Origin of the sequence: Rhodococcus sp. WB9 (assembly GCF_007558985.1) — a bacterium.
GTDB lineage: Bacteria > Actinomycetota > Actinomycetes > Mycobacteriales > Mycobacteriaceae > Rhodococcus_F > Rhodococcus_F opacus.
This window is the reverse complement of the sequence record NZ_CP041769.1, coordinates 1,017,529-1,029,691: the sequence shown is the minus strand read 5'-3', so window position 1 is coordinate 1,029,691 and position 12,163 is coordinate 1,017,529. Positions and strand designations below refer to the sequence as shown.

At 66.8% G+C, this 12,163-nt stretch carries 12 protein-coding genes; 4 read left to right on the top strand and 8 right to left on the bottom strand.

Features of this window, described 5'->3' with window-relative positions:
* Positions 1-120: 120 nt before the first annotated feature.
* A complete protein-coding gene (locus tag FND50_RS37535) occupies positions 121-435 on the top strand; it encodes a putative nucleotidyltransferase substrate binding domain-containing protein (RefSeq protein WP_313905303.1) in 315 nt (104 codons plus the stop codon).
* Between the two features lie 207 nt (positions 436-642).
* On the opposite strand, the gene FND50_RS04960 is transcribed toward FND50_RS37535, so the two are convergent.
* Positions 643-1,536: a LysR family transcriptional regulator gene (locus FND50_RS04960; RefSeq protein ID WP_144284946.1), complete on the bottom strand. Its 894-nt coding sequence runs from the start codon at positions 1,534-1,536 to the stop codon at positions 643-645.
* 111 nt (positions 1,537-1,647) lie between these two features.
* On the opposite strand from FND50_RS04960, the gene FND50_RS04955 reads away from it, so the two are divergent.
* The gene (locus FND50_RS04955) at positions 1,648-3,138 is read left to right on the top strand and encodes a CoA-acylating methylmalonate-semialdehyde dehydrogenase (RefSeq protein WP_144284945.1); all 1,491 of its coding nucleotides are present in this window, start codon (positions 1,648-1,650) and stop codon (positions 3,136-3,138) included.
* A gap of 12 nt (positions 3,139-3,150) precedes the next feature.
* A complete protein-coding gene (locus FND50_RS04950; protein ID WP_144284944.1) occupies positions 3,151-4,311 on the top strand; it encodes an iron-containing alcohol dehydrogenase in 1,161 nt (386 codons plus the stop codon).
* 2 nt (positions 4,312-4,313) lie between these two features.
* On the opposite strand, the gene FND50_RS04945 is transcribed toward FND50_RS04950, so the two are convergent.
* From FND50_RS04945 to FND50_RS04935, 3 genes are all read right to left on the bottom strand, one after another.
* A complete protein-coding gene (locus FND50_RS04945) occupies positions 4,314-5,135 on the bottom strand; it encodes a PhzF family phenazine biosynthesis protein (RefSeq protein ID WP_144284943.1) in 822 nt (273 codons plus the stop codon).
* A 74-nt stretch (positions 5,136-5,209) separates the two neighbouring features.
* Positions 5,210-5,704 (bottom strand): DUF3830 family protein, encoded by a 495-nt coding sequence (locus FND50_RS04940; RefSeq protein ID WP_005244798.1) that lies wholly within the window; start codon positions 5,702-5,704, stop codon positions 5,210-5,212.
* 67 nt (positions 5,705-5,771) lie between these two features.
* Positions 5,772-7,013, bottom strand: coding sequence for an aspartate aminotransferase family protein (locus FND50_RS04935; RefSeq protein WP_144284942.1), 1,242 nt, complete (start codon positions 7,011-7,013; stop codon positions 5,772-5,774).
* A gap of 114 nt (positions 7,014-7,127) precedes the next feature.
* Between FND50_RS04935 and FND50_RS04930 the strand changes: the two genes are divergently transcribed.
* Positions 7,128-8,576, top strand: a complete 1,449-nt coding sequence (locus FND50_RS04930) for an NAD-dependent succinate-semialdehyde dehydrogenase (RefSeq protein WP_144284941.1) — start codon at positions 7,128-7,130, stop codon at positions 8,574-8,576.
* A 3-nt stretch (positions 8,577-8,579) separates the two neighbouring features.
* Here FND50_RS04930 and hsaB read toward each other — a convergent pair whose 3' ends face one another.
* From hsaB to hsaA, 4 genes are read right to left on the bottom strand one after another with little or no spacing between them, the layout of a single operon-like run.
* Positions 8,580-9,167: a 3-hydroxy-9,10-secoandrosta-1,3,5(10)-triene-9,17-dione monooxygenase reductase subunit gene (gene hsaB, locus FND50_RS04925; RefSeq protein WP_144284940.1), complete on the bottom strand. Its 588-nt coding sequence runs from the start codon at positions 9,165-9,167 to the stop codon at positions 8,580-8,582.
* On the bottom strand, positions 9,164-10,066 hold the full coding sequence (gene hsaC, locus FND50_RS04920) for an iron-dependent extradiol dioxygenase HsaC (protein WP_144284939.1): 903 nt from the start codon (positions 10,064-10,066) through the stop codon (positions 9,164-9,166). Before hsaC ends, hsaB begins: the two co-directional genes overlap by 4 nt.
* The gene (gene hsaD / locus FND50_RS04915) at positions 10,066-10,944 is read right to left on the bottom strand and encodes a 4,5:9,10-diseco-3-hydroxy-5,9,17-trioxoandrosta-1(10),2-diene-4-oate hydrolase (RefSeq protein ID WP_144284938.1); all 879 of its coding nucleotides are present in this window, start codon (positions 10,942-10,944) and stop codon (positions 10,066-10,068) included. Before hsaD ends, hsaC begins: the two co-directional genes overlap by 1 nt.
* Positions 10,945-10,952: 8 nt before the next feature.
* Positions 10,953-12,128 (bottom strand): 3-hydroxy-9,10-secoandrosta-1,3,5(10)-triene-9,17-dione monooxygenase oxygenase subunit, encoded by a 1,176-nt coding sequence (gene hsaA, locus FND50_RS04910; protein ID WP_144284937.1) that lies wholly within the window; start codon positions 12,126-12,128, stop codon positions 10,953-10,955.
* Positions 12,129-12,163: the final 35 nt, after the last annotated feature.

Here is a 12,163-nt window from a genome sequence, read left to right as displayed (position 1 = left end):
GCTCGCACACCGACGCGGTCGCCACCGCAACGTCGTGGATCACTAATCCCACCCAGAAGAACGCTCTGCTGCTGTATTCGATGATCGCCGACAGCAGACCCGCAGCGGGATGTCGCTCGGATGTTCGGTGTCCGACGCCATGCTCGCGACCACCCGCAGCCGCGAGTATCTGTCGGCCCTCTGCGCTTCACCAGCTCCCGGCGACCTCCTGTCGGGTTCGTGCGCAACTTCGTCGTCGAGCACTCCGGCGCGAACCGCGGTCACCTGGTCCACGGAGCGGGTGGGCTAGTGCCGATCGCCTCCCTGGGCCGGTGGATCGCCGTGGTCACCGGCGACGATCGCGGCTCCGACCTCACCCGATTGTGGCCGCCGAGCTACTCACCTCGGACGAAACCGAGACGCTCGTGCGCGCGTTCGAGGACATGTACGGATTGATTCTGGGCCGAGATCGAGGCCATCAAGGGCAGCACCGACGCGACGACGTGAGTCGCGCCGCACCAACTGGATACGCTCACCCGCCGGTATCTGCGTGAATCGTTCCGCGGTGGCCGAGGTCCAGAACCGGCTGGAAAGCGAATGTGTGGCGCGTTCCATGAGGGCACTCCGGAGGTTCCGCCGGACCCGTTCCCGCGGATCGGTGAGTTACCCTACTGCGCCTCGCAGTTCGGGATTGCCGTCGACGATGGAGTAGAGCGCCGCGGTGATCGCCTTCACCCGCGCGAGTCGCGTCAATTCCCGCGGTACCACCAGCCAGTAGGTGCGGTGCGCAATGAAGTCGTCGCGGAGAACCGGCACGAGATCCTCGTCCAGCGCCCCGATGTAGCTCGGCAGCGGCGCGATCCCGACTCCGTGCTTCACGGCCTGGTAGTGACCCGCGATGTTGTTGGTCTGGATCTGGGCCCGGAAATCCGGAATCAGCGAGTCGAGGATACGCAGCGGTTCGACATCGAGGAACGCATCCACGTACCAGATGAGCGTGTGATGCCGGAGATCCTCGAGTGACGTGATGGGGTCGTGTGCGTCCAGGTAGCGCCGTGACGCGTACAGACGGAGGTCGTACTCGGCCAGTTTGCGGACCACGACGGACCGCGGCGACGGACGCTCGAGGGTGACCGCGATGTCGAAGTCGCGCCCGGTCAGCAGGTCGTGGGTGGTCGACGTGACGAGTTCGGTGAACAGATCGGGGTGCTCCGCCCGCACCGCTGCCAGACCCGGCACCAGCACGAACGATCCGAAACCGTCCGGAGTGATGATGCGGACGGTGCCCGTCAGCCCGCCCAGGGACGAGGTTTCGTCGAGAGCGGCGAGCACCGCGGATTCCACCGCCTCCGCGTGGGGAACCAGTCGTCGGCCCGCCTCGGTGAGCTGCCATCCCGAGACACCCCGATCGAAAAGTCTGGTGCCCGTGTCTTTTTCGAGTCGGGTGATTCTCCGCGAGACGGTCGTGTGATCGACACCGAGCCGCTTCGCCGCATCGGCGAGGCGGCCGGTTCTCGACAACTCCAGGAGGTAGCGCATGTTGTCTGCGGTGAACATCGTCCTCATCCCTGTGCAAAAGTGCAGTCCGAAGTGCCATTTTACTCGTTGACGCAGGCATTGTTGCCCAGCAGACTCGTGGGCACCCCACCTTTCCCAGGAGTGAACCCCATGGCCGTTATCTCGCATTGGCTCAACAACAAGTCCTACCCCGGAACGCGTGTCGATACCGCACCGGTCACGAATCCGGCGACCGGTGCCGTCACCGGTCAGGTCGCCCTGGCCAGCGTCGAGGACGCCCGCGCCGTGATCGACGCCGCCGCCGCCGCGTTCCCCGCCTGGCGCGACACCTCCCTCGCCAAGCGCACCCAGGTGATCTTCACATTCCGGGAACTGCTCAACGCCCGCAAAGGCGAGTTGGCGGAGATCATCACCGCCGAGCACGGCAAGGTCGTCTCCGACGCATTGGGTGAGGTCTCCCGCGGCCAGGAAGTCGTCGAATTCGCCTGCGGCATCGCGCACCTGCTCAAGGGCGGCATGACCGAAAACGCCTCCACCAACATCGACGTCTCCTCCCTCCGCCAGCCCGTCGGCCCGGTCGGGATCATCTCCCCGTTCAACTTCCCCGCCATGGTCCCGATGTGGTTCTTCCCCATCGCCATCGCCGCCGGCAACACCGTCGTCCTCAAACCGTCCGAGAAGGACCCCACCGCCGCGATCTGGATGGCCGAACTCTGGGCCGAAGCCGGCCTGCCCGCCGGGGTGTTCAACGTCCTCCAAGGCGACAAGACCGCCGTCGACGAACTCCTCACCCACCCCGCCATCAAGGCCATCAGCTTCGTCGGATCCACCCCCATCGCCCAATACGTCTACGCCACCGGCACCACCCACGGCAAACGCGTCCAGGCCCTCGGTGGGGCGAAGAACCACGCCATCGTCCTCCCGGACGCCGACCTCGACCTCGCCGCCGACGCCATGGTCAACGCCGGCTTCGGCTCCGCCGGCGAACGCTGCATGGCCATCTCCGCCCTGGTCGCGGTCGGCGACATCGCCGACGAACTCGTGACCAAGATCAAAGACCGCACCGACACCCTGAAGATCGGCGACGGCACCCTCGATTCCGACATGGGCCCGCTGGTGACCAAGGTGCACCGCGACAAGGTCGCCTCCTACATCGACGCCGGCGAAAACGACGGCGCCACCATCGTCGTGGACGGGCGGCAGGTGCAGGCAAATGGCGGGGCGGACGGGTTCTGGCTCGGCCCGACCCTGATCGACCACGTCACCACCGACATGAGCGTGTACACCGACGAAATCTTCGGACCCGTCCTCTCCGTGATCCGCGTCGACTCCTACGAGCAGGCCCTGGAACTGGTGAACTCGAGCCCGTTCGGCAACGGCACCGCCATCTTCACCAACGACGGCGGCGCCGCCCGACGGTTCCAGAACGAGGTCGAGGTCGGCATGGTCGGCATCAACGTCCCCATCCCCGTCCCCATGGCGTACTACTCCTTCGGCGGCTGGAAGAACTCCCTGTTCGGTGACACCCACGCCCACGGCACCGAAGGCGTCCACTTCTTCACCCGCGGCAAGGTCGTCACCACCCGCTGGCTCGACCCCAGCCACGGCGGCCTCAACCTCGGATTCCCCCAGAACAACTAAGGAACCTCTCCCATGACCGCACATCTCTCACTCCCCCGTTTCGCCAGGATCGGGGCCGGAGCAGTCGACGAGATCGGCTCGGTTGTCGACCAACTGGGTCTGCAGAGGCCGGTTCTCGTCACCGACTCCTATCTGACCGGCACCGGCGCGGCCGACCGGATCATGAGCCTCCTCAGGTCCGCGGGCAAGGAGCCGGCACTGTTCTCCGGCACCGTGCCCGACCCCACCACCGATTCTCTGGAGGAGGGGCTGAGGATCGTCGCCGAGCACAACGCGGATTCGGTGATCGGGTTCGGCGGCGGTAGTCCGATGGACACCGCGAAGGCATTGGCCGTGCTGTCCACGAACGGCGGCGAGATGCGGTCGTACAAGGCACCTCACGTGTACACCGGGAAGGCGCTGCCGATCATCGCGATACCGACCACCGCTGGAAGCGGCTCGGAGGCGACGCAATTCACCGTTATCAGCGACAGCGCTTCCGACGAGAAGATGCTGTGCCCGGGACTCTCCTTCCTGCCGATCGCCGCGATCGTGGATTTCGAACTCACGATGTCGATGCCGTCGCGGTTGACCGCCGACACCGGAATCGATGCGCTCACCCACGCCATCGAGGCATACGTCAGCAAGAAGGCCCAGCCGTTCACCGACGGACTCGCGCTCTCCGCGATCCGCACCATTGGTACGCACATCGGCACGGCGTACGCGGACGGTGAAGACCGCACCGCGAGAGAAGCGATGATGGTCGCGTCCATGCAGGCCGGTATGGCGTTCTCCAACTCGAGCGTGGCGCTGGTACACGGGATGAGCAGGCCGATCGGTGCGCATTTCCATGTCGCACACGGACTGTCGAATGCCATGCTGCTTCCCGCGATCACGGCGTTCTCCGTGAACGGAGCGGAGAGCCGCTACGCCGACTGCGCGCGTGCGTTCGGCGCTGCACCGGAATCGGCGGGCGATTCCGTCGCCGCGCAGTTCCTCGTCGAGACCCTGACGTCGCTGTGTCACGACCTGAAGGTTCCGACGCCGCTCGCATACGGGATCGACCGCGACGCCTGGGACGGCCTCATTCCGCTGATGGCAGAGCAGGCGCTGGCGTCCGGATCGCCCGGCAACAATCCGGTCGTGCCCACCGCCTGCCAGATCGAGACGCTGTATTCGGAGGTCTTCAGCTAGCGCTAGAACTCGACGGTGCCCCGGAGGTACCGCCGGTACGCCCCGGACAGGTGGACGCGGTCGCCGCGCACCTCGCAGTGCACGGTTCCACCCCGCGCCGACAGTTGGCGTCCGACAAGGCCGTTTCGGCCCAGGACGTCAGCCCAGTACGGCGCGATCTGCGAGTGCGCGGACCCCGTCACCGGATCCTCCTGAACGCCGGCCGCGGCGCCGAACCAACGCGACACGAAATCGAGTCCCTCGACGTCGGACGCTGCGGTGACGACGATGCCCCGCACCTCCAGCGGGCTGATCACGGCGAAGTCGGGAGCCATCGACGCGATGTCGTGTTCGGATTCCGCGACGAACACGAGGTCGGTGGCCTTCAGGCACTCCCGCACCGGAATGCCGAGTGCTGCGACGATCCGGGGATCGGCCGCGGTCGGCACCGGCGGCTCGGCCGGGAAATCCATCACCAGTTTCCCGTCCGGTCCACGGTCGACTTGCAGCCAACCGCTGCGCGTCCAGAACTGGACGCGGTCGGCGTCCGGGTGCACGTCCTCGAAGATCTGCGCGGCCGTGGCGAGGGTGGCATGGCCACACAGGTCCACCTCGACGGCAGGGGTGAACCATCGCAGGTGATACGCCGGATATTCCGGGTCGTGGGGCCCCGCGTCCACGGGAAGCCGAGCGGTGTAGAACGCCGTCTCGGACAGGTTGTTCTCTTCGGCGAGTTGCTGAAGAACCGAGTCGTCCAGCCAGTCGATCAGCGGCATGATCGCCGCCGGGTTGCCCTCGAAGGGTCCGGCGGCGAATGCGTCGATCTGATAGATGTCCAGCTTCATATCGTCCGATGGTGGTGGACGCCCCGGCGCTCGTCGAGGGCCATCCCGCACACTCTGGACCGGTCGCGCCGGCGTCAGGCCCGCGCGAAGCTCATCGTCTCGCCTTCGACGCCGCGCATCCACAGGTCGTTGCACGCAGCCGCCAATTCCGGCAGCCCCTCCTCGATGGCGGCGAACACGTTGCCGGGCACCCAGCCGACGTCGCCGTTGAGCAGGAGATTGTTGCGGCCGTAGAAGATCGCGAGGTCGGTGGCGCCCTGCGCGGCGTGCGCCTCGGAGCCCGGCTCGTACCCGTAGGCGGAGTTGCCGATTTCCCAGGGCTCGAAGTCGAACAGGCACACGTCACCGGGAATCGGTGTGACGGTGGGATTTTCCCGCCGCGGTGCCGCGGTGATCCGTGGGATCAGCGTGTACACCTCGTTGCGCGCGTACTTGGCGTGGTACGCGTCGCCGCTCTGCGGGAGCACGTCCCACACCGCGTCGCAGGTGAGTGGTGCGTCCTCGTCGAGAAGCCGGGCACGGCAGGTCACGCCGCGCTTGTCCAGGCTGATGGTGATGTAGCGAGCCACAGGTCCTCCTTCGGAGCCGTGAGTACTTGTTAACCGCCCGCGGTTAACAAGTACTCACGGGTGCTTGTCACACTTCGTCGAGTACTTCGGACCAGATCTTCAGGGCGTCCTCGATCTGTTCCGCCGTCACGATGAGCGGTGGAATCATCCGTACCACGTTCATGTGGGCGCCGCAGGTCAACAGCAGCAGTCCCTTCTTCGCGGCCAGTTGCTGCGCCGCAGCCGCTTTCGCGCGGTCCGCGCTGCCGTCGGCGGCCGTGAACTCGCTGCCCACGAGCAGTCCGAGGCCACGGACGTCGCCGATCCCCTCGATGGCGCGCGTGCGCGCACCGTCGAGCAACTGGACACCCCGCGCGGCGGCGTTGGCCACGAGATCTTCCTTCTCGATAACCTCGAGCGTCGCGACCGCGGCCGCGCAGGACACGGCATTGCCGCCGTACGTTCCACCCTGCGACCCCGGCCAGCCCTTGGCCATGAGCTCCTCGGACGCCGCGATGCCCGACAGCGGGAAGCCGCTGGCCAGACCCTTGGCGATGGTGATGATGTCGGGCCGGACGTCGAAGTGCTGGTGCCCGAAGAACTTGCCGGTGCGGCCGAAACCGGTCTGGATCTCGTCGATGACGAGCAGGATGCCGTACCGGTCGGCGCGCTCGCGGAGTCCTTGGAAGAACGCGGTGTTGCCGGGCACGTACCCGCCCTCACCGAGAACGGGCTCGACGACGAACGCCGCCGTCTCGTTCGGCGCGGTGAGCGTCGCGAAGATGTAGTCGAGTTCCTTCAGCGCGAACGCGGTCGCCTCCTCCTCGGACCAGCCGTAGCGGTAGGCGTTGGGGAACGGTGCCACGTGCACGCCGCCCATCAACGGGCTGAAGCCGGCGGAGAATCGGGTGCCGGACGTGGTCATCGTCGCCGTCGCGACCGTGCGTCCGTGGAATCCGCCGTGGAAGACGATCACGTTGGGGCGGCCGGTCGCCTGCCGCGACAGTCGTAGCGACGCCTCCACCGCCTCACTTCCTGAGTTCGCGAAGAACAGCGAGTCGAGGCCCGCGGGCAGCACCGATCCCAGTCGATCGACCAGCTCGAGCATCGGCTGGTGCATGACCGTCGTGTACTGGCCGTGGATCAGGGACCCGACCTGCCTGCGTGCGGCCTCCACTACGTGCGGGTGGCAGTGCCCGGTACTGGTGACGCCGATGCCCGCGGTGAAGTCGAGATAGCGCCTGCCGTCGGTGCCGTAGAGATAGCAACCTTCACCGTGATCGACCGTCACGGGTGTGGCCTGAGCGAGCAGTGGAGATAGCCGAGTCACGAGAACCCTCCCACGCGTAGATGCCGGCGGATGTCGGCAAGTGCATTGTCAGATTGTTGACAATCTGTATAACATGGGGACCGTCCCTTCGGCAATGGAGAATGGGGAATAATCATGCTCGAGGAAGCAGCAATCGCATCGGTGCAGACCGGCCTGTTCATCGGCGGCAAGTGGCGCGACAGCGCACGCACCATGCCGGTCCACGACCCGTCCACCGGACAGATCCTGTGCACGGTCGCCGACGCCGACGCCGCGGAGGCCCGCGAGGCGCTCGACGCGGCGGTGGCGGCGCAACCGTCGTGGGCGGCCACGACCCCCCGCGAACGCAGCACCATCCTCATGAATGCGCACCGGCTGCTGCTCGAGAACGTCGACCGGCTCGCGCTGGTCATGACGCTCGAGATGGGCAAGCCACTCACCGAGGCGCGGGGCGAAATCGCCTACGCCGCAGAGTTCTTCCGCTGGTTCGCCGAGGAGGCCGTCCGCATCGACGGCGGCTACATGACGGCGCCCGGCGGCGGGTCGCGGTTCCTCGTCACCAAGCAGCCCGTGGGGCCGAGCCTGCTCATCACCCCGTGGAACTTCCCGATGGCGATGGGCACCCGCAAGATCGGGCCCGCGATCGCCGCCGGGTGCACGTCCGTCATCAAGCCGGCAGCCCAGACGCCGCTGTCGATCCTGGCGCTCGCCGACATCCTCACCGAGGCCGGGCTGCCGGACGGCGTCGTCAACGTCGTCACCACGTCCAGCCCCGACGAGGTGATCACCCCTCTCATCCTCGACGGCAGGGCCCGCAAGCTCTCGTTCACCGGTTCGACCAAGGTCGGGAAGCATCTGCTCGAACTGTGCGCCCGCACGGTCATGCGCACGTCCATGGAACTCGGCGGAAACGCGCCGTTCCTCGTCTTCGACGACGCGAATCTCGACGACGCCGTCGACGGGGCCATGGCGGCGAAGATGCGCAACATCGGCCAGGCCTGCACGGCTGCCAATCGAATTCTCGTGCACAGTTCGGTCGCCGAGGAATTCACCCGCAAACTCACGCAACGAATGGAGGCCCTGCCCGTCGGGCGCGGCACCGAGGACGGCGTCGTCGTCGGACCGCTGATCGACGAGGCGGCCGTCGCGAAGGTGAGCAGTCTCGTCGCGGACGCGATCGACCGCGGGGCGTCGGTGCTCACCGGCGGCTCGGCACTCGACCGTCCGGGCAACTTCTACCCGGCGACGGTCCTGACGGGTGTGCCCGACGACGCCGAGATGTGCCACAACGAGATCTTCGGCCCGGTGGCCGCGATCAGCACGTTCGAGACCGAGGCCGAGGCCGTCGAGCGGGCCAACGACACCCCGTACGGGCTGGTGGCCTACGTGTACACCGAGAGCCTCAAACGCGGCATCCGTGTGTGCGAGGCGCTGGAGTCGGGCATGGTCGGGCTCAACCAGGGTGTGGTGTCGAATCCGGCCGCGCCGTTCGGCGGCGTGAAGGAATCCGGGCTCGGGCGCGAAGGCGGGACCACCGGCATCGACGAATTCCTCGAGACGAAGTACATCGGTGTCGCCGTCTAGGAGCTAGAGCCAGGTGTCTTCCGACGACGTCGTGAGGAACGCCTCGAGGTCGTCGCGCCACGGCGCAGGCACCGTCTTGTCCGGTTCGATGCCGGTGTACTGCCCGCGGTAGAACAGCAGCGGTCGCTCCTCCCTGATCTCGCTCAGGGAGGAGACCCGGCCGAACGCGACCCAGTGGTCGCCGCCGTCGTGCACGCTCTCGAGCGAGCAGTCGATGTGGGCGAGCGAACCGGTGAGGATCGGCGAGCCCAGCGGCGACTCCGACCAGTCGATCCCGGCGAACTTGTCCGGGTCGCGGGAACCGAAACGGGCGCACGTCGACTGTTGTTCTTCCGCGAGCACGTTGACACAGAAGATGCCGCTGCGCTCGATCGCCGCCCACGACCGCGACGTCTTGGTCGGGCAGAACAGCACGAGCGGGGGTTCGAGCGACAGCGCGGCGAACGACTGGCACGCGAACCCCACGGGCACGCCGTCGTCGATCGTCGTGATGATGGTGACGCCGGTGCAGAACTGGCCGAGCACCGTCCGGAACCGTCGCGGATCGATCGCCTCGGCCGCGACGGCCCCGTCCTCGGTCACCTCGCTCACGGTTGCATCCCGACGCTGAAGTCGTGACCCCACAGGCTGACGGCCGTGCTCTCCCTCGCGATCCAGCTCTCGTCCTCCACCTGACGTCCCTCGCAACCGAACTCGATGTCGAAGCCGCCGGGGGTCTTCATGTAGAACGACAGCATCAGGTCGTTGACGTGGCGGCCGAGCGTGGCCGACATCTTGACCTTCTTGCGGAGCGCGCGGTCGAGGCACAATCCGACGTCGTCGGAGTTCTCGACCTCGATCATCAGGTGCACGATGCCGCTCGGCGTGGGCATTGGCAGGAACGCGAGGCTGTGGTGCCGCGGGTTGCAGCCGAAGAACCGCAACCACGCCGGCTTGCCGTCCGCCGGCCGCCCGACCATCTGCGGGGGCAACCGCATCGAATCGCGCAGGCGGAAACCGAGGACGTCGCGGTAGAAGCGCAGCGACGCCTCGTCGTCCGTGGTCGAAAGGACGACGTGTCCGAGGCCCTGCTCACCGGTGACGAACTTGTGCCCGTACGGGCTGACCACCCGGCGATGCTCCAGGGCCGCGCCGTGGAACGCCTCGAGCGTGTTGCCCGACGGGTCCTCGAACGTGATCAGCTCGTCGACCCTGCGGTCCTGCAGCTGCTCGACCGTCCCCTCTTTGAATGCGACGCCGGCCGCCGACAGGTTGTCGCGGACCTCCTGCAGCTCCGCGGCATTGGCCGTCTCCCAGCCCGACACCGACAGCCGGTCCTGCTCCCCCGGGAAGATCACGAGGCGAGCCGGGAAGTCGTCCATCCGCAGATACAGGGCGTCCGGGTCGGAGCCCTTGCCCTCGACCATGCCGAGCACCTTGAGACCGTATTCGCGCCACGCGGCCATGTCGGTGGCCTCGATGCGCATGTATGCCAGTGAACGAATACTCATCACTTACCCCCGTCCAGAAGGAAATCGGTTGCCAGACGGTTGAACTCGTCGAACTTCTCCAGCTGCGCCCAGTGCCCGCACCCGCCGAAGACGTGCAACTGCGCCCGCGGAATCATCTTCAGCGCCACCAGCGCCCCGTCGAGCGGGTTGACCCGGTCTTCGCGCCCCCAGATCAGCAGCACCCGCTGGCGCAGCTTGTACGCCTCGCGCCACAGCATTCCCAGCTCGAAGTCGGCCGAGGAGAACGACTTTCCCATCGCCTTGGCGGCGGCGAGCGACTCGGGTGTACTCGCCGCGGCGAAGCGTTCGTCGATCAGTTCGTCGGTGATCAACTTCTGGTCGAACACCATGATGCGCAGGAACGACTCGAGGTTCTCCCGGGTGGGTTGGTAGCCGAACTTGCCGAGGTTCTTGACGCCCTCGGTCGGGTCCGGGGCGAACAGGTTGACGCTGAGTCCGCCCGGGCCCATGAGCACCAGCCGGCCCGCGCGGTCCGGGTAGTCCAGCGCGAAACGCACTGCGGCACCGCCACCGAGGGAGTTGCCGAGCAGATGGACACGTCCGCCGATGTCGAGGGTGTCGAGCAGATCCTTCAACGCGGACGCGCTGTGCACGAAGTACTGCGGGTGCTCGGTCGGCTTGTCCGACAACCCGTATCCCGGCTGGTCGACGGCGAGCACGTGGAACTTCTCGGCGAGAACCGGGATGTTCCTGGCGAAGTTCGACCACGACGAAGCGCCCGGCCCGCCGCCGTGCAGCAGCACGATCGTGGTGTCGTTGCCGACCCCGGCCTCGTGGTAGTGCAACTTCAGGTCGGGCCGGACCTGGGCGAACTTCGAGGTGGACTCGAACGTGAGGGCCTCTTCGGTAGTCGTCACGTGTTCTCCTAGACCATCGTGTCGGTGATGGGCAGACCGAATTCGCCGGTGCCGTACATGACGTAGGCGCGCTCGGGATCGTTGGCCGCGTGGACGCGTCCGGCGTGCGCGTCCCGCCAGAAACGCTGCAGCGGCGTGCCGTTGGCCAGCGCGGTGGCCCCCGAGCTCTCGAACAGTTTGTCGATGGACGAAATGGCGCGGCCCGTGGCGCGCACCTGGTCGCGGCGTGCCCGCAGCCGCAGCTCGAACGGCACTTCTTCACCCGCGACGAGCAGTGCGTATTCGTCGGCGACGTTCCCCGACAGCTGGCGCCAGGCGGCGTCGATGTCACTCGACGCCTCGGCGATGCGAACCTTGGCGAACGGGTCGTCCTTCGCCTTCTCACCGGCGAACGCTGCGCGGACGCGCTTGCCCTGATGTTCGACGTGCGCGTCGTAGGCGCCGTAGGCCATCCCGACGATCGGCGCGGAGATGGTGGTGGGATGGATTGTCCCCCAGGGCATCTTGTAGACGGGCGCGGTGTTGCGCCCGAGCCCGGGAGCGGTGAGGGTGCTCATCGCCTTGAAGCTGAGAACGCGGTGCGTCGGGACGAAGACGTCCTCCACCACCACAGTGTTGCTGCCGGTTCCGCGAAGTCCCACGACATTCCACACGTCGTCGATCCGGTAGTCCTCGCGCGGGATCAGGAAGCTGACGAAGTCGACGGGGCGGCCGTCCTTGATGACGGGCCCACCGAGCACCGCCCAGCTGGCGTGATCACAGCCGGACGACCATGCCCAGGCACCGTTGACCGTGTATCCGCCGTCGACGACCTGGCCGGCGCCCATCGGCGCATACGAGGACGAGATGCGGACGTCTGTGTCGTTGCCCCACACGTCTTCCTGAGCCTGCTGCGAGAACAGCGCGAGGTGCCAGTTGTGGACACCGATGATCGACGAGACCCAGCCGGTGGAACCGCAGGCGCTCGCGATCTTCCGCACCGCGGAGTAGAACAGCACCGGATCCGCCTGGTAGCCACCCCACTGTTCGGGCTGGAGCAACCGGAAGAATCCGGTCTCCTGGAGCGCCTTCATGGAATCGTCGGGGATACGACGGAGATCCTCGGTCTCCTGCGCACGCTCTCGCAGCGTCGGCAGTAGTGCGTCGAGCCGCTGCATCACCTCGTGACTGTCATGGTCACCCACAGGACGCTCCTGTCTCGTTCGATGGTTCACTTATC

Coding starts and splice junctions, on each gene's coding strand:
- FND50_RS37535 (WP_313905303.1), top strand. CDS start 121: ATGTTCGGTGTCCGACGCCATGCTCGCGACCACCCGCAGCCGCGAGTA.
- FND50_RS04960 (WP_144284946.1), bottom strand. CDS start 1,536: ATGTTCACCGCAGACAACATGCGCTACCTCCTGGAGTTGTCGAGAACC.
- FND50_RS04955 (WP_144284945.1), top strand. CDS start 1,648: ATGGCCGTTATCTCGCATTGGCTCAACAACAAGTCCTACCCCGGAACG.
- FND50_RS04950 (WP_144284944.1), top strand. CDS start 3,151: ATGACCGCACATCTCTCACTCCCCCGTTTCGCCAGGATCGGGGCCGGA.
- FND50_RS04945 (WP_144284943.1), bottom strand. CDS start 5,135: ATGAAGCTGGACATCTATCAGATCGACGCATTCGCCGCCGGACCCTTC.
- FND50_RS04930 (WP_144284941.1), top strand. CDS start 7,128: ATGCTCGAGGAAGCAGCAATCGCATCGGTGCAGACCGGCCTGTTCATC.
- hsaC (WP_144284939.1), bottom strand. CDS start 10,066: ATGAGTATTCGTTCACTGGCATACATGCGCATCGAGGCCACCGACATG.